Here is a 26,558-nt window from a genome sequence, read left to right as displayed (position 1 = left end):
GGGCAGGAAGGCGATTATTAGGAAAATGCTTACGATAAAGAGATGAACAGCACATTCAAAAGGTTAGTGAAGCTTCATTCACCTGCGCCAGGGTGAGGAAATCTCACCCTGGGACAAAATAGGCTTGGTATTACTGTGGTTTACCGGAGAACAGGAAGCGCAATAGAGGGACGCGTTTGTGCAGCTCATATAAGGCAAAGGCGCAGGAGAAGACGAACACCAGACCAATCAGGAAACCCAGCAGGTTATTGTTGATATGGGGCGTCATAAAAGCGCCATATATCAAGGTCAACGGATGATGCACCAGATATATAAACAGCGACGCATTGACCAGATAAGTGATTTGTGGCGAATGATCATTCAGCAACCGGTGCCCGAATGAAAACACTACGTTTGTCATCAGGATGCCAAGCAGGGTTTTGATCACTACTTCCAGCTCAAACATATAGCTGCTGTGTGCCAGCAACCTCTGATTCAGCATGTAGGCAATCAGCAACAGCAGCGAACCGAGCATCGCCAATGGAGAGGGTTTGAGAAAAATCTCTTTCAGCCACACGTACTTAAACGCGTAAGCACCGAGGATGAAGAACGGCAGGTAGAACATCGTCTCCATCACCACAAAGTTGAACAGGCCGTTGGAGAGTAAATGCGGCGCAAAAATTAAAATAATACGGTGCGCGGCCGAATAGCATAAAGCATATAGAAGAAAGAACAGTGAGATATTTCCTAATCCAGTCATTTTATTTATCGGACCAGGAGCGACGTTACTTTTTAACGCCTTAATTTTTTTGAATAGATAAAAACAGGCCGTGGTCAACAATGACAGGGTTAATAAAAACCACAGGTGAGAAACCAGTTCCCAAATTGTTACATTTATTTTCTGATAGATCGAAAAATCGTTCCAGCCGTTTAATTTATCCGTGAAGTATTTCAGCATGAAAAACTGCGGTACGGTTATTAAGGGTATCGAGCTCAGCAGGGGGATCGCCACCCGCTCCAGTCTGACCTTCAACCACTTGTGGCGCTCGTAACGCTCGTAAAGCATGTAGGAGAAGTAGCCGGATATCACGAAGAACACCTGCATGCGAAAGGCATGGATGAAGTCGTTCAGCACCGTCAGCGAAAACGAGGGCGTAGCGCTGTTCACCGCCCAGGCGTGACTGGAATAGATCAGGGAGAGGTGGAAAGGAATGCCGAGCAACATCAAATAAGCTCGGATCGAATCGAGGAAAAACTCTCGTTGATTGTTGCCTTTAGTCATAGGTTACCGCTTGTCATTTTGTCGAATGGTCATTAACACGCTTAATAAGTCGGCAATGGTTAAATCGCAATCTCAAACCCTACTATACCGATTCACATTTTTCCATAGCGTCTTGCTGCGCGGCTTGCTACGCTGGTGTTTCATCAGCTGCTTAAACAATGAGCCATAAACATGAACCATCCATTTATCATGTTGTCGGAAAGCTGAATAATCCATTAATATGGATTTAAATGATTTGAGCACACGAATAGGGGGGGATGTGCTAGTTAATATATTATCCAGTAAACCACGCGCCGCGAGCGTTCGTTGGTTAGGTGCTACCGTATTGTTCACGCTGTTTACTTCGCAGGCATGGGCTTTTTCTATCGACGATGTGGCCAAACAGGCACAGGATCTGGCAGGAAAAGGCTTTGAGGCCCCGAAGAGCAACCTTCCTTCTCAATTCCGTGAAATGAAATTCGCGGACTATCAGCAGATTCAGTTCAATCACGATAAAGCCTATTGGAACAAGCTGAAAACCCCGTTCAAACTTGAATTTTATCATCAGGGGATGTACTTCGACACGCCGGTGAAAATCAATGAAGTGACTGCAACCAGCGTAAAACAGATCAAGTACAGCCCGGAGTACTTCAACTTTGGTTCGGTGAAGCACGATCCGGATTCGGTAAAAAACCTCGGCTTTGCCGGTTTCAAGGTGATTTATCCGATCAACAGTGCGGATAAGAACGACGAAATTATGAGCCTGCTGGGCGCGAGCTACTTCCGCGTGGTGGGCAAAGGGCAGGTTTACGGGCTTTCCGCTCGTGGTCTGGCGATTGATACCGCCTTGCCGTCCGGCGAAGAGTTCCCGCGTTTCCGCGAATTCTGGGTTGAGCGTCCGAAGCAGGGCGACAAGCATCTGGTCATTTACGCGCTGCTGGATTCACCGCGTGCCACCGGGGCTTATCGTTTTGTGGTCTATCCGGGCCGCGATACCACGGTGGATGTCGAGTCCAAAGTGTTCCTGCGCGACAAGGTCGGCAAACTGGGCATGGCACCGCTGACCAGCATGTACCTGTTCGGGCCAAGCCAGCCATCGCCTACGCTGAACTACCGTCCGGCGCTGCATGACTCCAATGGCTTGTCGATCCATGCCGGCAACGGCGAGTGGATCTGGCGTCCGCTGAATAATCCGAAGCACTTGTCCGTCAGCACCTACCAGATCGAGAACCCGAAAGGTTTCGGTTTGCTGCAGCGCGGGCGTAACTTCAAGGATTACGAAGATCTGGACGATCGTTACGATCTGCGCCCAAGCGCCTGGATCGAGCCGCGTGGCGACTGGGGCAAGGGTAAGGTTGAGCTGGTGGAAATCCCTACTGCGGATGAAACCAACGACAATATCGTTGCCTTCTGGACTCCGGATGTATTGCCGGATGCCAAAACCCCGCTGGCGCTGAATTACCGCCTGCACTTTACCCGTGATGAAGACAAGCTGCATTCACAGGATATCGCCTATGTAAGCCAGACGATGCGTTCTACCGGTGACGTGAAGCAGTCCAACCTGATCCGCGAGCCTGACGGCAGCGTGGCGTTCCTGGTTGATTTCGTGGGCCCGGTGCTGAAAGGTCTGGACGGCGCTACGCCGGTCGCCTCTCAGGTGAGCATCGGCGATAACGGTGAAGTGGTAGAAAACAATGTCCGCTATAATCCAGTGACCAAAGGCTGGCGCCTGACGCTGCGTCTTAAAGTGAAAGACGACAAGAAGCCGGTAGAAATGCGCGCTGCGCTGGTCAATGGTGATAAGACCCTGTCGGAAACCTGGAGCTATCAGCTACCTGCCAATGAATAAGCTTACTCAATCTGCCCAGGATTATCTTGCGGCAATGCCTCTGACCGCTGAGCGGTCGGAGGCGCTTAAACCACAGCCGGCGGCAGATGACGGCCAGGCACTGGAGGCGCTGCATCGCAAGATGGGCGCCGCCGATGCCAACGTTAATACGCTGCCGGCGGATGACGTGGCGCTGGCCTCGGTCAAAACGCGTATCGAAAGTGCTTGGCCGGATGCGGTCAGCGACGACGATTTCGACACCGATGCCGAAGGCCGTACCGTGCTGAAGGCGATGCCGCCAATCAAACGTACCAGCATGTTCCCGGAAGCCTGGCGTACCAACCCGGTAGCGCGCTTTTGGGATTCTCTGCTGGGGCGCGCGCCGCACAATCGCCACGCTTCCAAAGAGGAAGCCGAGGCGGAAAATCGCTGGCGGGTGGTCGGGTCGATGCGTCGCTATGTGCTGTTGGTGTTGATGCTGGTGCAAACCGGCATCGCCACCTGGTACATGAAAACCATTTTACCGTATCAGGGCTGGGCGCTGATCGATCCGCTGGCCATGCTGGATCAGGATCTGATGCAATCCGTGTTGCAACTGCTGCCGTATGTCTTGCAAACCGGCATTCTGATCCTGTTCGCCATTCTTTTCTGCTGGGTATCGGCCGGTTTCTGGACCGCGTTGATGGGGTTCCTGCAGTTGCTGATTGGCAAAGATAAATACAGCATCTCTTCCACCATCAAAGGCGATGAGCCGATTGATCCGGCGCACCGCACCGCGTTGATCATGCCGATCTGTAACGAAGACGTCGAGCGTGTGTTCGCCGGCCTGCGTGCTACTTATGAGTCCGTCGCCGCTACCGGCCAGCTGGAGCATTTCGATATTTACGTGCTGAGCGACAGTTACGATCCGGATATCTGCATGGCGGAACAGAAGGCCTGGATGGAACTGTGCCGCGATGTAGACGGTCATGGTCGTATCTTCTACCGCCGTCGCCGTCGCCGCGTGAAACGCAAAAGCGGCAACATCGACGACTTCTGCCGTCGTTGGGGTGGCGAGTATAGCTACATGGTGATTCTGGACGCCGACAGCGTAATGAGCGGTGAGTGCCTCACCGGTCTGGTTCGCTTGATGGAGGCCAATCCGAACGCCGGTATCATCCAGTCCGCGCCAAAGGCTTCGGGTATGGATACGCTGTATGCTCGCGTGCAGCAGTTTGCCACCCGGGTCTACGGGCCGTTGTTCACCGCCGGTCTGCATTTCTGGCAGTTGGGCGAGTCGCACTACTGGGGCCATAACGCGATTATCCGCGTGAAGCCGTTTATCGAGCACTGTGCGCTGGCGCCGCTGCCTGGCGAAGGCTCTTTCGCCGGTTCCATCATGTCGCATGACTTCGTGGAAGCCGCGCTGATGCGTCGTGCAGGTTGGGGCGTGTGGATTGCCTATGACCTGCCGGGCAGTTATGAAGAGTTGCCGCCGAACCTGCTGGATGAACTGAAGCGCGACCGTCGCTGGTGTCACGGTAACCTGATGAACTTCCGCTTGTTCCTGGTCAAAGGCATGCACCCGGTGCACCGTGCGGTATTCCTGACCGGTGTGATGTCTTATCTGTCGGCGCCGTTGTGGTTTATGTTCCTGGCACTGTCGACGGCATTGCAGGTGGTGCATACCCTGATGGAGCCGCAGTACTTTCTGCAGCCGCGTCAGCTGTTCCCGGTATGGCCGCAGTGGCGTCCGGAGCTGGCGATAGCGCTGTTCTCCACCACGCTGATACTGCTGTTCTTGCCTAAACTGCTCAGCATAGTGCTGATTTGGGCCAAAGGCGCCAAAGAATACGGCGGCGCTTTCCGTCTGCTGATGTCGATGCTGATGGAAATGCTGTTCTCGGTGCTGTTGGCGCCGGTACGCATGCTGTTCCACACCGTGTTCGTGGTCAGCGCTTTCCTGGGCTGGGAAGTGGTATGGAACTCCCCACAGCGTGACGATGATGACACGCCATGGAGCGAAGCCTTCAAGCGTCACGGTTCACAGATGCTGCTCGGCCTGGTCTGGGCCGGCGGTATGGCCTGGCTGGATCTGCGTTTCCTGTGGTGGCTGTCGCCAATCGTTTTCTCGCTGATCCTGTCACCGATCGTGTCGGCGCTGTCGAGCCGCGCGACCTTGGGCATAAAAAGCAAGCGCGCCAAACTGTTCCTGATCCCGGAAGAATACTCACCGCCGCGCGAACTGTTGGCGACGGAAGAGTATCTGCAGCTTAACCGTGAGCGCGCGCTGGCCAATGGCTTTATGCACGCGGTGGTTAACCCGTCATTCAACGCATTGGCAACGGCGCTGGCGACGGCGCGTCACCACCTGCGCGGGGCGATTGAGCGTAACCGTGAAGAACGGGTGACTGAGGCGTTGCAGTTGGGGCCGGAAAAACTGGTGAAGGGCAAACGACTGGAGCTGCTGAGCGATCCGGTAGCGCTGTCGCGTCTGCATCAGCGCGTCTGGTTGCTGCCGGAAGGCAATGCCTGGCGTGAACACTATCAGCAACTGCCGCATAACGAACTGGCTCATCCGGTTGGACGGCGCTAGGCGCTGATCGGGTAGCCCAAGCGGGGAATGCGCGTTGCGTGTTCCCCGTTTTTTTTGGCCTTTCGCTTACGCAATGCCGACAAACTGCCGGTGGGAAACTGTGCTAACATCCGCGCGGGGCGTTGTTTATCTTCAGAACAACCAGGGTCAAGAGCCAATTTTGTGAACTTCTCTTCTTTAATCCGTCTGGCGTTGCTGGCGGCAGGCGTGATGGCGTTAACCGGTTGCGGCAGCATCATCAGCCGCACGGTGCCCGGCGCCGGGCATGGCCATCAATATTACCCGGGCGTGCAATGGGATCTGCGTGATACGCCCTGGCGCTACATCACGGTAATTGACGTGCCGCTATCGATGGTGGTGGATACCTTTATGTTGCCGTTCGATGCGCAGTACGGGCCTTACGAGTAAATCGGATCCCGTGTGGCGAACACCAGCAACTGATATCCGTGCCGGCCGCAGCGGAAGGGCGCCAGCACCGTCATCTTCAACCCTTGCTCGTGGGCGGTCAGTGAATGCGGGTTGTCGTCGTCAACAAACAGCGCGCCGACATCGAATTCATCGCAGGTGCATGCCTTGACGGCAGCGAACAACTGTTTCAGCACCCCTTTGCCGCGCCAGGCGATATCAAGGCACACCGGACCATACAAAAACACCTTCTGCTCACGGAGTGCCCGGCCGTTGAATGACTGATTGCCGAGCGTATCCAGCATCGCATCCACCACCGGCGGGCGCGGCTGCATATCGGTTGGCATCAGGCAGACAAAGCCCACCAATGCGCGCTCTTCAACCGCCACCAGAATGCCCAGGTGCCGGTTAATGCTTTCTAACTGAGCCTCATCCATACGCGAGACGATAAACCCTTGCCGTTTTTGGCTCTCGCTAAGGTTTGCCGGGGTATTTTGCGACTGCAGTTGCAGGATAGCGGGGTAATCGGTGCTGCATGCCTGGCGGACGATCATTAGGCCTCCTGGGCGAACATTATGGGGTTCGGGCAGGAACGGATATCAACCGGCACCTGCCCGAGGTTATTCAGCGTTCGTCCCACTCGTCGGCGGCAGCCTGACCCTCTTCGGTATCCAACGGCGGATCGAGCTGGAAATCTCCTTCCTCCCACTCGTGCAGCGTATTTTCCTCTATCCATTCCGCACTGATTTCCACTTCGTCGTAGTCACCGTCGAAAATGGCCTGGGCGGCAGCGCCGCTGCGTAGCGTGAAACACTCGACCGATTCCCCTTCGTCCTCAAAGAACTCGGCCTGCCACATGATATCACCGTCCAACATCACGTATTTTTGCAGATTGAACTGTTGCGGTACCGGCGTTTCATCGTCATTGCCGCCTTCGGCGGATTCAATAAACTCCTCGCGCGCGGCTTCGATAGCGTCTTCCAGGGTTGCATACAGGCTCATGTCCGTCTCCAGTCACAGTGAGGTTAATGAAAGGGTTTTGGCAGCGCCAAAGTGTCATGACATACGTCAGAAGTAATTGTTGTCTCGTTGGCGCAGGATGCAAATTTTTTTGTTGTCCGTTTTGCGACGACGATTGTCCGCTAAGCGGGAGCAGCGAATAACGTGGTGGGAAATAATAAGGCATTGTCTACGACCACCCCAGGAGATCGCCATGTTAACCAACCCTTCAAGCAAATATCGCCCGTTCCCACCGGTGGCGTTACCGGATCGCCAATGGCCCGGCCGCACCCTTGAACAGGCTCCGCGTTGGTGCTCCAGCGATCTGCGTGACGGCAGCCAGGCACTGGCGGAACCTATGGATAACGCCCGTAAACGCCAGTTCTACCAGCTGCTGTTGCAGTGCGGGTTTAAAGAGATTGAGGTGGCGTTCCCCTCGGCGTCGCAAACGGATTTTGATTTTGTGCGCTCGCTGATTGATGAGCAACTGATCCCGGACGATGTCAGCATTCAGGTGTTGACCCAGTCGCGTGAAGATCTGATAGATCGTACCTTTGAATCGCTGCGCGGTGCCCCTCGCGCTATCGTGCATTTGTACAATGCCACTGCCCCCATGTTCCGCGAGATTGTTTTCCGGCAGGACAAAGCGGCGACGGTAGCCTTGGCAGTGAATGGTGCGTTGCGCATCCGCCAGCAGTGCGAATTGCAGCCGGAAACGGCCTGGACCTTTGAGTACTCGCCGGAAACCTTCTGCTTTACCGAGCTGGAATTCGCGCTGGAGATTTGCGAGGCGGTGGCGGATGTCTGGCAGCCTGGACCGGGGCGGCCGATGATTATCAACCTGCCGGCAACGGTGGAGGTCAGTACGCCGAACGTGTATGCCGATCAGATCGAATGGTTTTGCCGCCGTTTCAGCCAGCGCAAGCAGGTGACGATCAGCGTACATCCGCATAACGATCGCGGTACCGGGGTGGCCTGCGCCGAACTGGCGATGCTGGCCGGCGCCGATCGGGTGGAAGGGTGCCTGTTCGGCAACGGCGAGCGTACCGGCAACGTCGATCTGGTGACGCTGGCGCTCAATCTGTACACCCAGGGCGTTGCGCCGGGGCTGGATTTCAGCCAGCTGAAACAGGTGGTTGAGGTGGTTGAACAGTGCAACCAGTTGCCGGTGCATCCGCGCCATCCTTACGCAGGCGAACTGGTTTTCACCGCCTTTTCCGGCTCGCACCAGGATGCCATCAAGAAAGGTTTCGCCGCCCAACAGCAGCGGCAGGACGGCTTGTGGCAGGTGCCTTACTTACCGCTCGATCCGGGTGATGTCGGTTGCAGCTATGAGGCGGTGATCCGGGTTAACAGCCAGTCAGGCAAAAGTGGTGCAGCCTGGCTGCTGGAACAGAATCACGGCCTGTCGTTGCCGCGCGGGCTGCAGATTGATTTCAGCAAGGTGGTGCAACAGGCGACGGACGGCAGCGGTAAAGAGATGACCACCGCCGAGCTGTGGCGGCTGTTCCGCACGACTTACGGGCTGGTTGAACAGCCGAGCCTGCAATTGCTGAGTTATCAGACCGAAAGCCATGGCGTTGAAGCTTACAGTTTCAGCGCCCGGGTACTGTTCGAAGAGCAACAACAGCGGCTGATGGGGGTAGGGAACGGTTTGCTGTCCAGCGCGGTGGATGCGTTGCGCCAGCGCTTTGGCCTGACGCTGGCGATTGAGGATTATCACGAACATACCCTGGGCCATCAGAGTCACAGCCGCGCCGTGGCTTACATACGTTGCACTCTGGCACACGGTGAGGCGGCTTATGGCGTTGGGATCGACGTCGATTCCGCCAGCGCCTCGCTGCAGGCGTTGTTTAACGTCGCCGGGCGCTATCTGGTGAAATAAACGCTCGGGGCGACGCCCAGCAGGCGGCGAAACATGGCGCTGAAGGCGCTGGGGCTGTCATAACCCAGGTCCAGCGCCACTTCCAGCACCGAGTGGCCGGCCGCCAGAGCATTCAGCGCCGCCAGCAGCCGGGCGCGGCGGACCCAGTCGCCAAAGCGCAGTCCGGTTTCACGCTGAAAGCGGCGCGACAAGGTGCGGCCGCTGACGCTGATATAACCGGCTGCCTGCTCTAACTCCCAGGGTTGCGCCAGCGATTGCTGAATATGCCGGCATAGCGTCAGCAGGACTTCGTCGCGTGGCTCCGGCAAATGCAGTGGCAGAATGGGCAAGACACGCAGCTCGTCCAGGATCAGTTCCATTATCCGATCTTCACGTCCGCCTGGCGGGTAATCCACCGGGATGTCCATCGCGCAGATAATCAGCTCGCGCAGCAGCGGTGAGATTTGCACCACCTCGCACTGCGCAGGCAGATCGGCACGTGCCAACGGATCGACAAACAGCGCTCTGGCCGCCACTTTGCCGGTGATGCGCAGGCTATGCTCCATCCGTGCCGGCAACCAGACGCCGCGGCCTGGCGGCACTACCCAACTGCCCAGACGGGTGTTTACCTGCACCACGCCGCTAAGGCTGTGGATCAGCTGCGCACAGTTATGGTGGTGAAGGGGCTCGAAATCGCCGTGTTGATAATCTTTGGCAATCGGCACAATCGACCGGTTGGTTGGCATCAAGTCATGGCAAAGCAGCATCTGTAGCGGTATCTCCGCGCGGTGGAAAGGCGTAATGGCAGCATGCCATGCCGGCACATTTCACACCAGTCTCTGGTGCGGTGCTGGATTATAGTCTATAAATATACAATATATAATTTTATGAATTGTCTTGAGGACACTATGAATATCGACAGTATGCGGCAGGCGGCGGCGCAGGCCGGGGCGCTGCTGCGGGCGTTGGGCAATGAGGATCGCTTGCTGTTGCTGTGTCAGCTCAGCCAGCGGGAGATGTCGGTCGGTGAACTGGCGCAGGCGCTGGAGATCCGTCAGCCGACGCTTTCCCAGCAATTGGGCGTATTGCGACAGGAAGGACTGGTGTCAACGCGGCGTGAGGGCAAGCAGATTTACTATGCCGTCAGCGATGAAAAAGCGCTGACGATCCTCAGCACCTTGTATCAACTTTATTGCCCGGCTCCGGGAGCGACATTATGACCATTGACTGGCTGCATTTCACACCGTTTTCCGCATTGGCCGGCGGGGGTATTATCGGCATTGCGGTGGCGCTGTTGTTGGTGTTCAACGGGCGCATCGCCGGTATCAGCGGTATCACCGGCGGTTTGTTGACGCCAGGCGGTGCGGAAAAAGCGTGGCGCGGCGCATTTCTTGTCGGGTTGCTGATTTCCCCCTGGTTGTATCGTATTGTCGGCCCTTTACCGGAAATGCCGGTCAGCGGCGGCAGCCTGTGGTTGATGGCGGCCGGGTTGTTGGTCGGCCTGGGGACCCGGCTAGGAGGCGGGTGCACCAGCGGCCACGGCGTATGCGGCATGGCGAGGTTGGCACCGCGTTCGCTGGCAGCCACGGCGGTATTTATGTTGCTGGGATTTATTACCGTCTGGGTTGTTCGTCATCTGGCGGGGGGCTAAAACCATGTTCAGGATTTTATTTGCGTTGCTGAGCGGGATTATCTTCGGTTTGGGTCTGATTATCGCCGGTATGGCCGACCCGGCCAAGGTGGTGGCCTTTCTCGATATCACCGGTCATTGGGACCCGTCGTTGGCTCTGGTCATGGTGGGGGCGATTGCGGTAGCGGCTCCGGCTTTTTTGTGGGCCCGGCGTCGACAGAGAACGCTGTTGGGCGAGACGTTGCTCATTCCCACGAATCGCCGTCTGGACCGTCGTTTACTGGCAGGCAGTGCGTTGTTCGGCATTGGCTGGGGCATGGCGGGTATCTGCCCCGGGCCGGCGTGGGTGCTCGCGGGGGCGGGCTCGTTACCCGGCTGGTTGTTCGTGGCGGCGATGCTGGCGGGCATGGTGCTGTATGAATTCATGATGATACGGAGAAAATAATGCCGATAGCCAACGCGGTGCTGCGTATTGCCCGCCCGACCGATCGTCTGCAGGAAATTGCTGCAATGTACTGCCAGGGATTAGGGTTCGAACGGTTGGGCGAATTTGCCGATCACCAGGGGTTTGACGGCGTAATGGTCGGGCATCCGCAACACGGCTACCACCTGGAGTTTACCCACCATCGCGGCATAAGGGTGGGGCCGGCGCCAACGCAGGATCACCTGCTGGTGTTTTATCTGCCGCAGGAAGGGGAGTGGCTCGCAGGATGTCGCCGTATGCTGGCCGCCGGCTTTCGGCACGTGGCTTCTTACAACCCTTATTGGGATAACTGCGGGCAGACCTTCGAAGACCTGGACGGTTACCGCGTGGTGCTGCAACGGCAGGCGTGGGGAGAATAAAAAAGCCAGCGCACCAGGCGCTGGCTGAAGGGCAAAGTGGAACGGCGATCAGACGTTGGTGGCCGGTTTCTGTTCGCTTTTACCCTGGGTGTTTTCCATCATGCGACGGATAGGTACGATCAACAGCGTCAGTACTGCGGCGCAGATCAGCAACGCAATCGAGCAGCGGGCGAACAGGTTCGGCAGCATTTCTAACTGATCGGCCTTCACATGGCCGCCAATCAGACCGGCTGCCAGATTGCCCAATGCGCTGGCGCAGAACCAGAGGCCCATCATCTGACCACGCATTCTTTCAGGCGCCAGCAGAGTCATGGTCGCCAGGCCGATTGGGCTCAGGCACAGCTCACCCAGCGTCAACATCAGAATGCTGCCCACCAGCCACAGCGGGGATACGCCCGCGCCGCTGTTGCCCAGCACGTTCTGCGCTGCCAGCATCATCAGGCCAAAGCCCGCTGCGGCAAACAGAATACCGATAACAAACTTGGTGATGCTGCTCAGGCGCACTTTGTTGCGGGCCAGAGCCGGCCAGGCCCAGCTGAATACCGGTGCCAGCAGGATAATGAACAGGGCGTTGATTGACTGGAACCATACCGCCGGGATCTCGAAGCCGCCAATCATACGGTTGGTGTAGTCGTTGGCAAACAGGTTGAACGAGGTAGGTTTCTGTTCGAACGCAGACCAGAAGAAAGCGGCGGACACCAACAGGATAAAGCACACCAGCAGGCGAGCGCGCTCTTTGCGGCTCAGGCCGGCAAAGGCGAACAGGTAAATAAAGTACAGGGTCACCGAGGCGGCAATCACGTAAACCAGCATGCTGGCCACTGCCACCGGATTAATCACGATCACGCCTTGTGCTATCAGGGTGACGATCACCGCCACGCCGACGGCCAATGCGATTAACCAGGCACCGACACCGTTTTTCTTGGCGACCGGGCTGTTCCAGGTGGAATCTAGACCGACTTCACTGTCATAGCGTTTCATTGCCGGAACGGCAAATACCCGGAAGATCACCAACGCTACCAGCATCCCGATACCGCCGATGCCAAAGCCCCAGTGCCAGCCGTGAGAGCGGATCAGCCAGCCAGAGATCAGCGGGGCGATGAATGAGCCCATGTTGATGCCCATATAGAACAGCGAGAAACCACCGTCACGACGGTTGTCGCCCTTCTTGTACAAGGTGCCGACCATTACCGAGATACAGGTCTTGAACAGGCCGGAACCCAGCACGATAAACATCAGGCCGATGAAGAACAGGTTGTTGCCCATGATGGCAGACAACGCAATCGACAGGTGACCGAGTGCGATCAGAATGGAGCCGTACCACACCGCTTTTTGTTGACCGAGCCAGTTATCCGCCAGCCAACCGCCCGGCAAGGCCGCCAGATACATGCTGCCGGCGAAAATACCGACGATCGCCGAGGCATTTTCGCGTGCCAGACCCATGCCGCCGTCGTAGACCGTGGCAGCCATAAACAGAATCAGTAATGGGCGAATGCCGTAAAACGAAAACCGCTCCCACATTTCGGTAAAGAACAGGGATCCCAGCGGATAAGGATGGCCGAAGAAGGTCCGGCTTTCTTGGTTATTAACAGAGGATTGCATAACGTCTTCCCAATAAAATGCGCCGCATTGATGCGGCTTATACTGTGGTATGTATGTGTATTTAAGGAAGGTGATCCACCCAATGCGGATTACCCGACAAAACCGCAGCCGCAGCGCCCGTTAACCGTGGAAAGCGCGTCGGCCTTTTTTCACTTGGCCAATGATTTACATTGGGCGTGATATTATTTAACCATTTGATAACTGGATGGTGGTTTTGTCTAGTCCCTGTATCCCATTTTTTAGATGAAAAGTCGACAAACATCTACTTTCTTGGTTTTTATGTTGGTTTGCGCGGGAATATTATTGACAGCGGTTTTATTGCGCAAAAATTCAATTACTGTTTTTAAAACAGAGTATTACATTGAGAATTTTCTGGTTGGCACAGAAAAAGGAGCCGCAAAGAGTATCAATACTAAAAGTAAGGTAAACGGGCCGTAGACCCATTTAAGTGAGGCAGTGGGTGATAAATGGAGTTATTGCTCTTCCTGCAAGGTATCTTCCCTCATGCGTGCCGGCCGGCGTTGCAAACACCACCAGGAATAGGCGGCGTTAAACAGCACTACCAGGGCGGTGACGCAGAAGACCGCCCGGAAGCCGTAGCTGGCGGAGACCGCAGCGCCCAACAGCGGACCGCTGACGTTACCCACGTCGCGGAACGACTGGTTATAACTGAAAATCCGCCCGGCGACCTGATTGGTGCAGTTGTAGATCAACAGCGTTTGTACGGCCGGCAACAGCGCGCCGTCGGCGGCACCGAGCAGGAAGCGCAATACGCCGAGCTGCCACGGCGTTTGTACAAAAGCCATGGGGATCAGCAACAGCACTGAGACAATCAGCATAAATACCAGAATGCGCTCAGGGCCAATTCTGTCCCCCAGTTTGCCCAGCCGTGGCGCACTCATCAGGGCGGCAACGCCGGGCACCGAGGCGATCAGACCGCTGATAAAAGCCAGATTATGGATGTTACCGGCTAAATCGCGCACATACAGCGTTAAAATCGGCGCGATTGATCCGGTGGCAATCTGGATAATCATGGTGGTGACAAACAGGCTGAGTATCAGTTTGGGGTTTTTCAGTGAAGCGAAGACCTGGCGTGCGTGCAGCATGTCTTTTTTCTGCACCGGGGTGAACTGTTCTTTGACGCACAACAGCGTCAGCACAAAGCAGAGTAACAGCACGGCGGCGGTGATGTAGAACACCGGCCGCAAGCCATATTGGTCGGCCAGCAGACCCCCTATCAGCGGCCCAATCAATGCGCCGCTAACGCCGCCGGTGGACAAGGTGCCTAGCGCCCAGCCACTGCGGTTGCGCGGTACCTGGGTGGCAATCAACGCATTGGCATTGGGAATAAAACCGCCGAGCAGGCCAAGTACCGCGCGCAGAGCTAAAAACTGCCAGATATTCTGTGCCATCCCCATCAGAAGCATCACAATCGACATACCCAACGCCGAACGCAACAACATCAGCTTGCGTCCACGGCGATCGGCCAGCCCACCCCAGAAGGGGGAGGCGATGGCGGAGAACAGGAAGGTGATGCTGAACACCAGGCCGGACCACATGTTCAGCGCTTCGTGGCCGGTTACGCCGAGCGTTTCTACGTATAACGGCAGGAAGGGCATGATCAGGCTAAAGGCGGCTCCGGTGAGGAAACAGCCCAGCCAGGCGACGAAAAGATTGCGTTTCCAGTTTACTGGTTCTGATGCCGAAGCCATAAATTACCATTGCAGAAGGTAGCGCGCTTTGCTTGCAGGCGAAAACAAGGAGGGCAAAGCAAGAAAGTTAGCCTGGTAAGTATGTGCCTAATTATAGACGGCATCAATTGATGTAGGAGGACTTGCCTGAAGAATGAAATAAAGTTTTAAAAATAACGTATTGTCGGTATTCCGCGCTGGCTGCGCGGAATATGCCCATCGTTTCTGGCTGCGTCGTTGTTTGCGGCAACTGGAAGTTTAGCGGTATTTACAGCCCGGCGAGCAGGTCAAAACCGTTGCCGGTGGTGGAGGGGGTGAAGTCGGTAATGTCGTAGTTGGCTACGGCGTTGAACGGATCTTGTGCCACTATGGTATCCAACTGAGCACGGTCAATGCCTTTCACCAGGATCACACCGCCGGTACGCGGATTTTTACGACCGGAGGCGATGAAGGTACCGTCCTGGAAATATTTTTTCAGCCAGGCGACATGTCCCTCGAGATGACTATCAACTTCTTCTATCGGGCGATGGTAAGTCAGGCTAACGATATACATAATGGCTCCAGGGTGAAAATAGTGAGGACGATCAGGATGATTACCCTCTCACCATTATCTCCGGTTCTCAATACCCAGAGCACAAAATGACCCGCCATAAGGCGGATTGTGGTCAATATAACGAGGGCTCGCCTTCGGGCCGGGTCTTGAAGCGGCGGTGTAACCACATGTACTGATCCGGGGCCATCAGGATCTCTTTTTCCACTACTTTATTCATAAACGCGGCGGCCTCGAACTCATTGTCCAGCGGGAAGTTTTCCACCGCCGGCTGCATAATCAACTCATAACCTTTGCCATCCGGCAGGCGACGCGGGGTAAAGGGGATGATCGCCGGTTTGCCCATCCGCACCAGTATGTAGCTGCCGGTGGTGGTAGCGGCCTTCTCCACGGCAAACAGCGGGGCGAATACGCTGCTGCGCGGGCCGTAGTCGTGATCCGGCGCATACCAAATGATGTCACCCTGTTTCAGCGCGCGGATCATACCCTTCACGTCTTTACGATCCAGCATGGACTTGTTGGAACGCATGCGGCCCCAGGTTTGCAGCCAGTCCATCAGCTTGTTGTCGTGCGGGCGGTAAACGCCGATACCTGGGTTATGAATGCCAAAGATACGTGCGCCCAGTTCCAGCGTAAGGAAATGCAAGCCGATCAGCAAAACGCCCTGATGGTTGTCGCGTGCCTTTTGAATGTGTTCCAGCCCGCTGACGTGGAACCAGCGCTCGATACGCCAGTTTGGCCAAAACCAGGCCATACCGGTTTCAAACAGTCCCATGCCTACGGACTCAAAATTTTGCACCAGCAGCGCTTCGCGTTCGGCCTGCGGCATGTCCGGGAAACACAGCGTCAGGTTACGCCGGGCAATCGCCACGCGATGCTTGAGAAAACGCATGGAAAAACGGCCCAACGAGGTCCCGAGGCGATAGATAATCGGGTAAGGCAGTAATACCAGCAGATAAAGCAGGCCAATACCGAACCAGGTAAGCCAGTAACGCGGGTGCAATAAAGTGCGATTAAAAGAAGGAACTTGAGTCATGTGTTCTCAGCTTAGAAGCAGTCATTTAACAATAATAACAGAGTAATAGCAGGGTTTATCCTTCAGACGGACATTTTATTCACCCTGGTTTTTCTGCCGTTTATAACCACTATTGTGACATTTTTCTCGCGCAACGTGAAAAGGCACCGCATTAATACATAATTTTAAGTGATAATTGGGAATAATATGATTATTAATTCAGCTGAATCGCTCTAAAAGATAAGGCTGCGCACAAGAGATGCGTATTATGAGCGCGCAATTATTCTGAGGGAAGGTTATGTGGGTATCATGGTTAAGTTCCGGGTTGCTGATCCTTGGGGCATTATTGGGTAGCCTGGGCGCACACCTGCAGTTTAACCCTCTGCTGGCGGTTGCGGGTATCGCGCTGTTGGCGGGAATGGTGATTTCCGGTTTGACCGAATGTCGGCTTGGGCGCTGAGCACCCAAGCCAAGTCCGTCAGTCGTTTTTAAACAGCCCTTTCAATACGTGAGGTTCGCAACGCCAGTATTGTGGCGGTGCACTGACTTTCTCACCCAACCTGGCGGCCGCGTGCCATGGCCAGCGCGGGTTGTACAAAATACCGCGAGCCAGTGCCACCATGTCCGCCTGGCCGGTGGCGACAATCGCCTCAGCCTGTTCCGGCTCGGTGATTAGTCCCACGGCGATGGTCGGCAGGCCGCTTTCCCGCTTGATGACTTCAGCGAATGGCACCTGATAATTCGGGCCGACAGGGATCTTCTGCTGAGGTGAAAGGCCGCCGCTGGAAACGTGGATATAATCGCAACCCAACTCTTTCAGCGCTTTCGCCAGCGCCACCGATTGCTGTTCATCCCACCCGCCTTCCACCCAGTCACTTGCTGAAATCCGCACGCCGAGCGCTTTGTTCGCCGGGAACACTGCGCGCACGTCACTGAAAATTTCCAGCAACAGGCGCATGCGATTTTGCAAGGAACCGCCGTATTGATCGTTACGTTGGTTAGCCAGGGGGGAAAGGAACTGATGCAGCAGATAGCCGTGTGCGCCATGCAGCTCAATCAACTCAAAGCCCAGGTGGTCGGCACGTTTTGCCGCCGCAACAAACTGCGCTTTCAACCGCTCGATCTCGGCCAGACTCATGGCCGCGGGGAGGGCATCTTGCGATGCGAAGGGCACGGTGGAGGCTGAGCAGGTTTGCCAGCCCCCGCGTGCGGCGCTGAGTTGCCCACCGCCCTCCCAGGGAATACCGCAGGAGGCCTTGCGCCCGGCGTGGGAGAGTTGAATGCCTAATGGCATGGAGGCGTGTTTTCTCACTGCTTGCACCACCTGCGCCAGCGCCTGTTCGGTCGCCTCGTCCCACAGGCCGAGATCGCGAGGCGTGATGCGCCCTTCTGGCGCCACTGAAGTGGCCTCGACGATCAGTAACCCTGCGCCGGACAATGACAACTGGCCGAGATGCATGGTATGCCATTCGGTGGCTTTGCCCTCGTAGGCAGAATATTGGCACATAGGGGCGATAATAATACGGTTGGGTAAATCCAGCTCACCCAGTGAAATCGGGGTAAATAACTGACTCATGACGTCCTCCGGATCCGTGGTAAAGAGAAAGCAAACTACCCTTAGGCTTATCGGGGTTTGTGACCGGCGTCAAGTTTCCAGCGTTAAACTTTGCCGCCGGGCTAATGCTGTTTTGAGCGACATTTTCGGGTATTATGTGCGCCGCGCGTGGGCCTGCGGCCTGCGCGTTCAAAATAAGCCACCTCCCGAAAGACAGGAAAGTACACCATGCCAGTGTTACATAACCGAATTTCTAATGAGGAACTGAAGGCGCGCATGCTGGCGGAAACAGAGCCACGCACCACAGTTTCTTTTTATAAATACTTCACCATCGGCGATCCCAAAGCGTTTCGCGACAGCCTGTACGTTCAGTTTGACAAGCTGAAGGTGTTTGGCCGCATTTATGTGGCCAAAGAGGGCATCAACGCGCAGATCAGCGTGCCGCAGAACAAGTTCGAGGCGTTTAAAACCGCGCTGTTTGCCTCACACCCGGCGCTGGATCAGGTGCGCCTGAATATCGCCTTGGAAGATGACGGTAAATCCTTCTGGGTGCTGCGCCTTAAGGTGCGCGATCGCATCGTCGCCGATGGGATTGACGATGAGAGCTTCAACCCGGCGAATGTGGGAGAGTATTTGCAGGCCGATCGCGTCAACCAGATGATTGACGATCCGGATACGCTGTTTGTGGATATGCGTAACCATTACGAATATGAAGTCGGTCACTTTGAAAACGCCATCGAGGTGCCTTCAGACACTTTCCGCGACCAACTGCCGATGGCGGTCGAGATGCTGCAGGACAATAAAGACAAAAATATTGTTATGTACTGCACCGGCGGTATTCGCTGTGAAAAAGCCAGCGCCTACATGCTGCATAACGGCTTCAAAAACGTGTACCACGTGGAAGGCGGAATTATCGAGTATGCGCGCAAGGCGAAAGAGCAGGGGCTGCCGCTGAAGTTTGTCGGCAAGAACTTTGTGTTCGACGAGCGCATGGGCGAGCGGATTTCTGACGATGTGATCGCCAATTGCCACCAGTGCGGCGCCGCCTGCGATACTCACACCAACTGCAAGAATGACGGTTGCCATTTATTGTTTATTCAGTGCCCGACCTGCGCCGCCAAATTTGAAGGTTGCTGCAGCGAGATCTGCCGCGAAGAGCTGAAGTTGCCGCGTGAAGAACAGCGTGCCCGCCGAGCCGGCCGTGAAAATGGCATCAAGATTTTCAATAAGTCGAAAGGGTTGTTGCAGACCACGATGCACATTCCTGCACCTGAAGATGACGGCCCAGCAAGCTGAGCCAATGATAAGCGCGGCAGATTTGCCGCGCTTTAGCATTACTTCGCGCGTACGCCTTCGACAGAAATAATCAGCTCAACATCCTGCGATGCCGGGCCGAGATCGGTAGTGATGCCGAAGTCTTTCAGCTTGATTTTACCGTTGGCTTCAAAGCCGGCGCGGTAGCCACCCCATGGGTCATTACCCTGGCCGATCAGTTTGGCGTCCAGCGTGACCGGTTTGGTAACGCCGTTCAGCGTCAGATTACCGACCACTGCATAGCCGTCACCGTTCTTTTTCACTTCGGTGGATTCAAACTTGGCCTGTTTGTTCTTTTCCACGTTCAAAAACTCTGCACTGCGCAGATGTTTGTCACGCTCGGCGTGATTGGTGTCGACGCTGGCAGTATTGATAGTGACGTTAACCTTGTCCTTGGACGGATCTTTTTCGTCGAAGGTAAAGCCGCCGTCAAAGTCTTTGAAGGTACCGTACAACCAGCTGTAACCCAGGTGCTGGATGCGGAATTCGATAAAGGCGTGTTGCCCCTGTTTGTCAATTTTGTAGTCGGCAGCCAGCGCGGAACCTGCGCTCAGCAACAGTGCGCCTGCGGTCAGGCCCAGTACGGTTTTCTTCAACATAGCAATCTCCATAAATCCAAAGGTTAATCGGCGCTGCTACCCAGCATCCGTTTCAAAGTCACATCACGATCGATAAAGTGATGTTTAAGCGCAGCCAGGCCGTGCAGTAGCGAGAGCACGACGACGGTCCAGGCCAGATAAAGGTGGATAGTGCCGGCGGTATCGGCCTGTTCAGCCATGCCGGTGACGGTGGCGGGGATGTCGAACCAGCCGAAAACACTGATCGCCTGGCCGTCGGCGGTAGAAATCAGATAGCCGCTGATCAGGATGCTGAACAACACGACATACAGCGCGATATGAGCCAGTATTGCACTGACGCGAGTAAAGCGACTGTAGCTGGCCAGCGGTTTTGGCGGAGGTGAAACGAAACGCCAAATCACCCGAACCACCATGACGATGAACAACAGCGTACCGATGCTTTTATGAATTTCCGGTGCCTGGTGATACCAGACATCGTAATAGCCCAGCGTGACCATCCACAGGCCCAGGGCAAACATGCCGTAAACCGTCAGGGCAACCAGCCAATGGATTAACACTGAAATATGGCCAAAACGGCTGGCGGTATTTTTCCAAAGCATCTTGTTTCCTTACGTTCTTCATTTTCTGGATGCAATAATTAAACTTTAAGAAACATAAAATCAATAATAAATTTAACTATGTTACTTCTTTAGAATATTAATCAGTGAATTTGCGGAAGATAGCGAAAGTTAATCAGTGAAATCGTCGTAGTGAATATCGTCATTTGAGCGTGATTTTACATTATGCTTTGAAATCAAAAGTGTTTTATTTATTTCTGTCAGCTTTTGTCATTTTGCGTAAATGTGGTCTTTTTTTAACAAATAAACCGGTAGCAAAGAATGTCGATTATTTCCAGTTTGGTTTTAACCAGGTTGATGGTTTGCTTTTCTGATGCATCACCGCCAGCGTACACCAGCCCGTTAGCCTATGGATTACAGGGGCGATAACTTCGCCGACGTATTCATAACCCGGAACCTGGGGTAAGGCGATGCGCAACTGGCCTTGCAGCGGGATCAAAGCAGACGGGTTGATCGGCACATAGCGCATTTGCGGCAACAGCCGGTCGGATGGTGGAGGGGAGATGGCGGATTGTTCAAGGCCGGACCCCTGTTCCGGGTAACCGAAATGGCGAAAACACAAACGGGGGGAAGGTTAGCGGCCTGAGTCAGGTCATAAAGAAGAAATAGACATCCAGCACCAGTATCAGCAGCCACAGACAGAGATACAGCACCAGATGTTCGCGTACATTGTTGACGATCGCCGACAGTATTTTGTTTAGCATTCTAAGCAACCAAAAGGTAAGGACCGCTGATTATAGTATTTTTATCCTTACTGAAATAATTATATTATGAGTCAGTAAAATCGCGAGTGTACTTTCATATTGTTTATCTTTTTATATTATTCTTTAATTAAAATTTAATAATAGTTTAAAATTTCATGGTTTTTATTAGGTGGACTAAATACATTGTATAGTCTATATTTTGCATGAGGTTATCTGAATTTTAATGGAAAATAATGAGGGTTATATGGCATCTTTAATCAGTCAAAAAACTTCGGTGGCATTGATTTGGTCTATTTTGGAAAGGAATACAACGAGCGAAACTTATGAATACGTTGGAAGGTTAATAGAACGAGGGGGCGAAAGTGCGGTTGTGGCGTACACAACCGCGTTATTTAATTCTGAAGAAGGCACTGCCCTTTATAGTGGACGGAGTGATGAAGAAATACTAAATATAATATACTCAAGAGTATATGCAGTGCCGGCAGAGCAGCAGGTTATTGATGCCTACTTATCTAATGGTAAAACAATTGCAGAAAATACATCTGAAATAATAATCGGGCTGTTGAGTTACTCTGGTACAGACCACGGTGTGGTTGATGCACAAAGTGTATTTGACAGTAAAATTAATAAAATAATGGTTACATGGGATGGCCAACCTGTTAACGGAAGCGGTATTATTGAAATGCGTGGTGTCAATTATTTATTGGGCGCCAGTCCGGATAATGAAGAAATGGCCGCATGGGGAAATAAAATAGATAATCATGAGGTTACCTTGAGTGAAGGTATTGCGCATTTCTTGATTCTAAGCCCGGAGATGAATAATGGTACCGATGAGTTTTTTATAAGTAAATTATTTGATAACGCGATTGACCGAGCACCAAGTGTAACTGAAAAAGAAGCGTATCTTACGCAACTGGCCGAGGGGGTATCACGAAATTCGATAATTTCAGATATGCTAGATGACTTAAAAAATAGTACTGAACCAGTGAACGGTAAAAATCATGATGCTTATATACATGCTGTTACCGGTTACATTCCAGGAGAGTTACCTGGAGTAAACTATCAAGAACAGATGGTTGCAATTTACCTTGCTCTTCCGCATCGTGATATTGATAATAAAGCGTTGGTTTATTATGGAAGAATCTTGGAAAAAGGCAAGTCATACCATGATTTGATCGATTTTTTGATCGGGACAAAAGAGTTTCAAAATAAAGGTGCAAATCTTAATGGAATTGATTACCTGAAACATGTATTTAGTGCTCTATACCCTAATGAAAACGCTGTCAACTACGAGAAGCTCTGGGAGAGTTTGGAAAGTAAGAGTAAATCAGAGATTGTTGAGATATTGCTAAATGAATTTAGGTACAAAAGTGATTATAGTTCAGAACTGATTGTTGGGGTGCTTAAGTTTTCTTCTAATTACTATGCTCAATCGGCAAATTTTGAAGAAAAAATAGGAAATATACTCGGCTATAAAACTACTGCGACATTGAGTTCAGGAAGTAAGGATTATAGTGTTATTGGAACTGTTAATACTGGCAAAGAGCATTCTCTCACATTCGCTGAATTGGCAATTTTGAAATCTATTAATTTATATGCAATTAATAATATTAAAATTGATCTGACTACAGCTAAAAACTTAATGGAGTTGAATGTATATGGTGATAAACTCACAGAGTTTATCAGTCATGTTGCAAGTACTACTCAGTTTGTAAATAAGATAAACTTGCATGGAGCAAATATCACATCTTCTATGAATGGTAATTATCATATCTCACCAGAAGTAGATCTTTCTTTGGCAAAAATTAATTTTGGGTTTAATAATAAGATCAACGTATTTTGGAATGGCAACAGTGTAGATGGTGGTGCCAATCATGTGAGTAACGATTTTATCTATAAAGGCTATGGGACTATTAGTGCAAACCTTATCACCAAGCAAATTACTAGTACTGAAATTAACGGTGTTGTGACCAATACGATAAGTAGTAATATTGCCAACTTTGCCAGTGTATTTACTTATGATACGTTGAGTTTAGGATGGCTAGATCTCGGCGGGTATGTTGGGAAAACGGAAGCATACCGTATTATTCAAAAACCAGATGGCAGTGTTTCACATGAAACCATTGCCACTCAAAATCATACTTTTGATGCGGGATTGATAAATTCACCAGGGCATGAAGGATTGATTGCCAGCGTATGGAAAAATAATATACCCGAAGTGCGAGTGTCAAATGGCAACCAGGCCATCATGTCATTCACTCTGAGTAAAAAAGCGGATGATGTACATGTATTGAACTATTGGAATAGAGTTGATAATTATGATCTTCAGCTAACAGGGGATGTTACTAGCGAGAACAAGTTAACTTTCCATCTGACAGGCAATGCACTCTATCCAACCCAATCCTTGGGCCTTTATCATACGCCAGGAAAAGATACTTATGCAGGTAGCATAAATTATATCTCTGAACAGTTGGGAGCAGTATTTGATAACTTTGATATTTATAGTTATGGTAATGATCAATATAGTAATCATCTTGATTTGCGTATCGATGCTCAAGTTAACTCTCTTTCTATCAACGGCATGCGACATTTGGATTTGAATATTAATAGCTATTCTGATTATATAAGTAAAATAGTTATAAACGTAAGCCGAGGCGTTGATATCGATTTTAAAGGAGGACTAAAGCCTAGTGTATCAGACGTGGCAACGAGTACAAACCTTGATGTTATTACTAAATCTATCGAGGGTGGTTCAAGTGCGCCAGGCTCGCTTCAAGGCATGCTGATAGTAAATGAAGTGAGTTCATCTGGGGGGAGTAAATTCAGTAACGTGAGTGGCGAAGTTTATTTAAATTATGCTGAAGGTATAGTGCCGAGTAACACCATTATCGATATTGAACGAAGTGTTTACGGCTCTGAAGTCGTCATAAATAAATTCTCGACAGAAAAATTTTCTCTCATCGATCAACAGTCTGATATTGTTATTTTATCTGGATTGAATGGACATGAAATTAAAGATTATGGAACCATTTTATCTTCTCAGACGGAACCGCATAATTTTAATGTTAGAATCGGTGTCGGACTTTCTGATAAAGTAGGGGTTTTTGGTTATTCAAATGCAAATAACCAGAGTGTTAAAATGAGTGCTATTGTTATCGATAATAATGATGACCATATTTTTGATGTTAATGATACATTAATTATTGCCTACGATGTAAATAGCCATGATGTAGCCAATGGTATGAGTTATAACACTTTATTGGTTACTAATGGAGTGGTGAAAGCACAGGAAGGAACTGGTTTTTTATTTTCCTGAGTTTTTATTGTCAGCCTTAAACCACCTCCTGGGGAGGTGGTGATTGAACTGATCTCTGATTTAGCCTGGCACTGATATTGGGAAGGGATCAAACAGGCCCGGATCTCTGATCTAGCCTGGCACCGATATTGGGAAGGGATCAAGATCCTGAGTTAGTTATAGCGTGAATATTCCGATAATAGCTTTACGGTGTAGTTGTAACCGATAAGCTATATCAGATAAAAGATTTTTTTGTACTTAATTTTATTATACGGCCAGCAGAGACAGCGGCATCGGGGTAACCGGCGGTGTGCTCGGCGGATAGAAATAACGCAGTACGTTATAGAGAGAATAAAACTCCAGCCGGTTGCGAGCGTTGATTTTTTCCGTGATGTGGCGCTTGTGAACATAAACCGTATGCGAGCTGATTTGCAGCTTTTTGGCGATGCGGTAATTCGGCATTTCCGCCATCCAGTGTTTCATCACCATCAGCTCTTGCGGGCTGAACAGAGAGTGTTCTACGCCGCTATCCATCAGTGTGACCGGCTTTTCCCTCAGCATGCGCAAGGTGACGGGCAAAATGCTTTTGTTGAACAGGAAGGCGTTATCAGCGATGCGCATCGGCATTTCGCTGTAGGGATAAGGTGTGTCCAGATAAATAAACAGCAGTGCCGCGGGGCTGGCTTCAATAAAAGCCTGCAGTTGAGCATCATCTTCGTTATAGCGGCAATGTTTGGTCAGGTTGATCAAGATGTGGCTCGGCTGGTAACTGCTCAGCAGCGGTATAGCCTGTTCAATGCTGTGACAACACGTGATTTGAGCAAAAACATAGTCAGTAAAATAGCTGTCAATTCCGACCCGGGTAAAGCAGCATTCGTCCACGACAAGCAGTTTCATGGTCACGTCCTTGTTGATCGAAAAATTACTTGGGCATATCAGCTGTAAAATAGAACTTACACCATAGGTGATCAATTCGGAAATCCGGATACTTGCGTCAGAAATTTCCGTTGCCAGGTTTTTTATATTAAATTTTAACGGGTTATGCAGGTGTGTAATTGTAACTGGGGATAAACCGCAGCCCGCGTGGGTTAGCGGGTGCGGTTACTGAATGGGAAAAGGTTAGTTAAAACGCTTTAGCGTAAAGGGTGAGACATCCACCGGCGGGGTTTTATCTTCGGCAAACAGGGCGGCGATCTCGCCTAACACGCTGGCAAACTTGAAGCCATGGCCGCTCAAACCACTGATGACCATGAGTCGATCGCATCCGGGGACGGTATCGATAATAAAATCTTCATCCGGACTCATATCGTAACTACAGGCTTCCCCGTGTAAACATACCCCTACACCGGGTAAAAATTGGCGCAGGAATTGGAAGACCTCAGTGCCATCACTGGCGAAACTGCCGAAAGGTTTGCGTTGCTCTGGCGCATCCATCTCCTGGCCGCCGTCATGCTTACCCACTTTCAGCCCGTCGTTATCGGCGGGAAAACCGTAATAATGGTTGCCGTCTTGAGCCTCAACGGTAAACGCCGGGAAGCGGTTGTTGACGCTGTATCGGCCATCCGCCTGATGCCACGAAAACACCTTCCGCAGTGGTGCGATCGGTAACTGCGGTAGCAGGGCCTTTACCCAGGTGCCAGCGGTGACTACCGCTTTTCGGCCCTGGAAACGGCCTTCAGAGGTGACGACTTCCACACCGCCATCGACAGGCTCCACTGCACTGACCGGGCAATTGAACAGCTGGCTGCAACCGGCCTCTTTAGCCAGTTTGATCAGACTGGTGACGGCCTGTTCTGAGCGCAGGAACCCGGCATCGGGTTCAAACACGCCAATGTAGCCTTCAGGTGCGTTGAATTCGGGCCAACGCTGGTTAATCTGTTCTGCACTGAGGTTCTGCGTGTTAAGGCGGAATTTTTGCGCACTGAGTTGGGCATTGCTGATAAATTCAGAATGCCGTGGCCCCAGGTTCAGTACTCCGCAGGCCTGAAACAGCTCTTCACCGGTTTGTTGAATCAGCGCATTCCACAGTGCCTGGGCGCGCAAAATCAATGGCACATATTTTTCGCCTTCACCATAGGCATGGCGGATGATTCGTGTATCGCCGTGGTGGCTACCGTTACGGTGTGGGGGCATCGCGCTGTCGATCATTAATACTTTCAAGCCGGATCGCGTTGCATAGTAACCTGCCGCTGCCCCTACCGAACCGCTGCCCACAACAATCAAGTCATATTCCACGTGCCGTAACCCCTCTGA

25 protein-coding genes are annotated in these 26,558 nt (G+C 52.3%); 11 read left to right on the top strand and 14 right to left on the bottom strand.

Annotated elements, in window-relative coordinates:
- Positions 1-130 precede the first annotated feature (130 nt).
- Complete coding sequence (gene mdoC, locus D4100_RS05150) at positions 131-1,261, bottom strand: glucans biosynthesis protein MdoC (RefSeq protein ID WP_119803370.1); 1,131 nt, start codon at positions 1,259-1,261, stop codon at positions 131-133.
- A gap of 259 nt (positions 1,262-1,520) precedes the next feature.
- On the opposite strand from mdoC, the gene mdoG reads away from it, so the two are divergent.
- The 3 genes from mdoG to D4100_RS05135 all read left to right on the top strand — a co-directional run bounded on the left by mdoG (position 1,521) and on the right by D4100_RS05135 (position 6,051).
- A complete protein-coding gene (gene mdoG, locus D4100_RS05145; RefSeq protein WP_193378402.1) occupies positions 1,521-3,089 on the top strand; it encodes a glucans biosynthesis protein MdoG in 1,569 nt (522 codons plus the stop codon).
- Complete coding sequence (gene mdoH / locus D4100_RS05140; protein WP_119803368.1) at positions 3,082-5,643, top strand: glucans biosynthesis glucosyltransferase MdoH; 2,562 nt, start codon at positions 3,082-3,084, stop codon at positions 5,641-5,643. The genes mdoG and mdoH overlap by 8 nt, the downstream gene beginning before the upstream one ends.
- A gap of 210 nt (positions 5,644-5,853) precedes the next feature.
- On the top strand, positions 5,854-6,051 hold the full coding sequence (locus D4100_RS05135; protein WP_420876396.1) for a YceK/YidQ family lipoprotein: 198 nt from the start codon (positions 5,854-5,856) through the stop codon (positions 6,049-6,051).
- Here D4100_RS05135 and D4100_RS05130 read toward each other — a convergent pair.
- Both D4100_RS05130 and D4100_RS05125 read right to left on the bottom strand, forming a co-directional pair.
- Complete coding sequence (locus D4100_RS05130; protein ID WP_006322562.1) at positions 6,042-6,602, bottom strand: GNAT family N-acetyltransferase; 561 nt, start codon at positions 6,600-6,602, stop codon at positions 6,042-6,044. The two genes, D4100_RS05135 and D4100_RS05130, sit on opposite strands and share 10 nt — an antisense overlap.
- Positions 6,603-6,672: 70 nt before the next feature.
- Positions 6,673-7,050, bottom strand: a complete 378-nt coding sequence (locus tag D4100_RS05125; RefSeq protein WP_006322561.1) for a MysB family protein — start codon at positions 7,048-7,050, stop codon at positions 6,673-6,675.
- A 211-nt stretch (positions 7,051-7,261) separates the two neighbouring features.
- Between D4100_RS05125 and leuA the strand changes: the two genes are divergently transcribed.
- Positions 7,262-8,932 carry a 2-isopropylmalate synthase gene (gene leuA, locus D4100_RS05120; protein WP_119803364.1) on the top strand — a complete coding sequence of 557 codons (1,671 nt, stop codon included), beginning with the start codon at positions 7,262-7,264 and terminating at the stop codon, positions 8,930-8,932.
- Here leuA and D4100_RS05115 read toward each other — a convergent pair.
- A complete protein-coding gene (locus tag D4100_RS05115) occupies positions 8,917-9,678 on the bottom strand; it encodes an AraC family transcriptional regulator (RefSeq protein ID WP_119803362.1) in 762 nt (253 codons plus the stop codon). The two genes, leuA and D4100_RS05115, sit on opposite strands and share 16 nt — an antisense overlap.
- A 141-nt stretch (positions 9,679-9,819) precedes the next feature.
- Here D4100_RS05115 and D4100_RS05110 point away from each other — a divergent pair, with 141 nt between their 5' ends.
- Genes D4100_RS05110 through D4100_RS05095 form a run of 4 tightly spaced genes read left to right on the top strand, consistent with a single transcriptional unit; the run spans position 9,820 to position 11,384 of the window.
- Positions 9,820-10,131, top strand: a complete 312-nt coding sequence (locus D4100_RS05110; RefSeq protein WP_006322558.1) for an ArsR/SmtB family transcription factor — start codon at positions 9,820-9,822, stop codon at positions 10,129-10,131.
- Entirely contained in the window at positions 10,128-10,562 is a 435-nt protein-coding gene (locus tag D4100_RS05105; protein ID WP_006322557.1) for a YeeE/YedE family protein, read from the top strand. Before D4100_RS05110 ends, D4100_RS05105 begins: the two co-directional genes overlap by 4 nt.
- A gap of 4 nt (positions 10,563-10,566) precedes the next feature.
- Positions 10,567-10,986 carry a YeeE/YedE family protein gene (locus tag D4100_RS05100; RefSeq protein ID WP_006322556.1) on the top strand — a complete coding sequence of 140 codons (420 nt, stop codon included), beginning with the start codon at positions 10,567-10,569 and terminating at the stop codon, positions 10,984-10,986.
- Positions 10,986-11,384, top strand: coding sequence for a VOC family protein (locus D4100_RS05095; protein WP_006322554.1), 399 nt, complete (start codon positions 10,986-10,988; stop codon positions 11,382-11,384). The genes D4100_RS05100 and D4100_RS05095 overlap by 1 nt, the downstream gene beginning before the upstream one ends.
- A gap of 48 nt (positions 11,385-11,432) precedes the next feature.
- On the opposite strand, the gene D4100_RS05090 is transcribed toward D4100_RS05095, so the two are convergent.
- The 4 genes from D4100_RS05090 to D4100_RS05075 form a co-directional block, all read right to left on the bottom strand.
- Complete coding sequence (locus tag D4100_RS05090; RefSeq protein WP_006322553.1) at positions 11,433-12,986, bottom strand: peptide MFS transporter; 1,554 nt, start codon at positions 12,984-12,986, stop codon at positions 11,433-11,435.
- Between the two features lie 473 nt (positions 12,987-13,459).
- Positions 13,460-14,698, bottom strand: a complete 1,239-nt coding sequence (gene mdtG, locus D4100_RS05085) for a multidrug efflux MFS transporter MdtG (protein ID WP_006322552.1) — start codon at positions 14,696-14,698, stop codon at positions 13,460-13,462.
- Positions 14,699-14,945: 247 nt separating this feature from the next.
- Positions 14,946-15,230: a YciI family protein gene (locus D4100_RS05080; RefSeq protein ID WP_006322551.1), complete on the bottom strand. Its 285-nt coding sequence runs from the start codon at positions 15,228-15,230 to the stop codon at positions 14,946-14,948.
- Between the two features lie 112 nt (positions 15,231-15,342).
- Positions 15,343-16,263, bottom strand: a complete 921-nt coding sequence (locus D4100_RS05075) for a Kdo(2)-lipid IV(A) acyltransferase (RefSeq protein ID WP_006322549.1) — start codon at positions 16,261-16,263, stop codon at positions 15,343-15,345.
- A gap of 277 nt (positions 16,264-16,540) precedes the next feature.
- Between D4100_RS05075 and D4100_RS05070 the strand changes: the two genes are divergently transcribed.
- Positions 16,541-16,702, top strand: coding sequence for a histidine kinase (locus tag D4100_RS05070; protein WP_119803360.1), 162 nt, complete (start codon positions 16,541-16,543; stop codon positions 16,700-16,702).
- Positions 16,703-16,720: 18 nt separating this feature from the next.
- Here the strand turns inward: D4100_RS05070 and D4100_RS05065 are convergent, their stop codons facing one another.
- Positions 16,721-17,818 carry an NADH:flavin oxidoreductase/NADH oxidase gene (locus D4100_RS05065; RefSeq protein WP_119803358.1) on the bottom strand — a complete coding sequence of 366 codons (1,098 nt, stop codon included), beginning with the start codon at positions 17,816-17,818 and terminating at the stop codon, positions 16,721-16,723.
- Between the two features lie 207 nt (positions 17,819-18,025).
- Here D4100_RS05065 and trhO point away from each other — a divergent pair, with 207 nt between their 5' ends.
- On the top strand, positions 18,026-19,093 hold the full coding sequence (gene trhO, locus D4100_RS05060) for an oxygen-dependent tRNA uridine(34) hydroxylase TrhO (RefSeq protein WP_006322541.1): 1,068 nt from the start codon (positions 18,026-18,028) through the stop codon (positions 19,091-19,093).
- A 38-nt stretch (positions 19,094-19,131) separates the two neighbouring features.
- Here trhO and D4100_RS05055 read toward each other — a convergent pair whose 3' ends face one another.
- The 3 genes from D4100_RS05055 to D4100_RS05040 form a co-directional block, all read right to left on the bottom strand.
- Complete coding sequence (locus D4100_RS05055; protein ID WP_119803356.1) at positions 19,132-19,710, bottom strand: YceI family protein; 579 nt, start codon at positions 19,708-19,710, stop codon at positions 19,132-19,134.
- Between the two features lie 23 nt (positions 19,711-19,733).
- Positions 19,734-20,288: a cytochrome b gene (locus tag D4100_RS05050; RefSeq protein WP_006322539.1), complete on the bottom strand. Its 555-nt coding sequence runs from the start codon at positions 20,286-20,288 to the stop codon at positions 19,734-19,736.
- Positions 20,289-20,893: 605 nt separating this feature from the next.
- Entirely contained in the window at positions 20,894-21,010 is a 117-nt protein-coding gene (locus D4100_RS05040) for a DUF2770 family protein (RefSeq protein ID WP_006322537.1), read from the bottom strand.
- 244 nt (positions 21,011-21,254) lie between these two features.
- Between D4100_RS05040 and D4100_RS05035 the strand changes: the two genes are divergently transcribed.
- Complete coding sequence (locus D4100_RS05035) at positions 21,255-24,326, top strand: DUF4214 domain-containing protein (RefSeq protein ID WP_158586332.1); 3,072 nt, start codon at positions 21,255-21,257, stop codon at positions 24,324-24,326.
- Between the two features lie 246 nt (positions 24,327-24,572).
- Here D4100_RS05035 and D4100_RS05030 read toward each other — a convergent pair whose 3' ends face one another.
- Positions 24,573-25,202 carry a LuxR C-terminal-related transcriptional regulator gene (locus D4100_RS05030; protein ID WP_119803350.1) on the bottom strand — a complete coding sequence of 210 codons (630 nt, stop codon included), beginning with the start codon at positions 25,200-25,202 and terminating at the stop codon, positions 24,573-24,575.
- A gap of 222 nt (positions 25,203-25,424) precedes the next feature.
- On the bottom strand, positions 25,425-26,540 hold the full coding sequence (gene solA, locus D4100_RS05025) for an N-methyl-L-tryptophan oxidase (RefSeq protein ID WP_006322533.1): 1,116 nt from the start codon (positions 26,538-26,540) through the stop codon (positions 25,425-25,427).
- Between the last annotated feature and the right edge of the window lie 18 nt (positions 26,541-26,558).

It is taken from the genome of Serratia inhibens (genome assembly GCF_003591175.1).
GTDB classification, from domain to species: Bacteria; Pseudomonadota; Gammaproteobacteria; order Enterobacterales; family Enterobacteriaceae; genus Serratia; species Serratia inhibens.
The sequence above is the reverse complement of the archived record's forward strand: the minus strand, read 5'-3'. Positions and strand labels throughout refer to the sequence as shown.

Bases quoted from the DNA above. Each gene is read 5' to 3' on its own strand.
- mdoC (WP_119803370.1), bottom strand. From the start codon at position 1,261: ATGACTAAAGGCAACAATCAACGAGAGTTTTTCCTCGATTCGATCCGA.
- mdoH (WP_119803368.1), top strand. From the start codon at position 3,082: ATGAATAAGCTTACTCAATCTGCCCAGGATTATCTTGCGGCAATGCCT.
- D4100_RS05135 (WP_420876396.1), top strand. From the start codon at position 5,854: ATGGCGTTAACCGGTTGCGGCAGCATCATCAGCCGCACGGTGCCCGGC.
- D4100_RS05130 (WP_006322562.1), bottom strand. From the start codon at position 6,602: ATGATCGTCCGCCAGGCATGCAGCACCGATTACCCCGCTATCCTGCAA.
- D4100_RS05125 (WP_006322561.1), bottom strand. From the start codon at position 7,050: ATGAGCCTGTATGCAACCCTGGAAGACGCTATCGAAGCCGCGCGCGAG.
- leuA (WP_119803364.1), top strand. From the start codon at position 7,262: ATGTTAACCAACCCTTCAAGCAAATATCGCCCGTTCCCACCGGTGGCG.
- D4100_RS05115 (WP_119803362.1), bottom strand. From the start codon at position 9,678: ATGCTGCTTTGCCATGACTTGATGCCAACCAACCGGTCGATTGTGCCG.
- D4100_RS05110 (WP_006322558.1), top strand. From the start codon at position 9,820: ATGAATATCGACAGTATGCGGCAGGCGGCGGCGCAGGCCGGGGCGCTG.
- D4100_RS05105 (WP_006322557.1), top strand. From the start codon at position 10,128: ATGACCATTGACTGGCTGCATTTCACACCGTTTTCCGCATTGGCCGGC.
- D4100_RS05100 (WP_006322556.1), top strand. From the start codon at position 10,567: ATGTTCAGGATTTTATTTGCGTTGCTGAGCGGGATTATCTTCGGTTTG.
- D4100_RS05095 (WP_006322554.1), top strand. From the start codon at position 10,986: ATGCCGATAGCCAACGCGGTGCTGCGTATTGCCCGCCCGACCGATCGT.
- D4100_RS05090 (WP_006322553.1), bottom strand. From the start codon at position 12,986: ATGCAATCCTCTGTTAATAACCAAGAAAGCCGGACCTTCTTCGGCCAT.
- mdtG (WP_006322552.1), bottom strand. From the start codon at position 14,698: ATGGCTTCGGCATCAGAACCAGTAAACTGGAAACGCAATCTTTTCGTC.
- D4100_RS05080 (WP_006322551.1), bottom strand. From the start codon at position 15,230: ATGTATATCGTTAGCCTGACTTACCATCGCCCGATAGAAGAAGTTGAT.
- D4100_RS05075 (WP_006322549.1), bottom strand. From the start codon at position 16,263: ATGACTCAAGTTCCTTCTTTTAATCGCACTTTATTGCACCCGCGTTAC.
- D4100_RS05070 (WP_119803360.1), top strand. From the start codon at position 16,541: ATGTGGGTATCATGGTTAAGTTCCGGGTTGCTGATCCTTGGGGCATTA.
- D4100_RS05065 (WP_119803358.1), bottom strand. From the start codon at position 17,818: ATGAGTCAGTTATTTACCCCGATTTCACTGGGTGAGCTGGATTTACCC.
- trhO (WP_006322541.1), top strand. From the start codon at position 18,026: ATGCCAGTGTTACATAACCGAATTTCTAATGAGGAACTGAAGGCGCGC.
- D4100_RS05055 (WP_119803356.1), bottom strand. From the start codon at position 19,710: ATGTTGAAGAAAACCGTACTGGGCCTGACCGCAGGCGCACTGTTGCTG.
- D4100_RS05050 (WP_006322539.1), bottom strand. From the start codon at position 20,288: ATGCTTTGGAAAAATACCGCCAGCCGTTTTGGCCATATTTCAGTGTTA.
- D4100_RS05040 (WP_006322537.1), bottom strand. From the start codon at position 21,010: ATGCTAAACAAAATACTGTCGGCGATCGTCAACAATGTACGCGAACAT.
- D4100_RS05035 (WP_158586332.1), top strand. From the start codon at position 21,255: ATGGCATCTTTAATCAGTCAAAAAACTTCGGTGGCATTGATTTGGTCT.
- D4100_RS05030 (WP_119803350.1), bottom strand. From the start codon at position 25,202: ATGAAACTGCTTGTCGTGGACGAATGCTGCTTTACCCGGGTCGGAATT.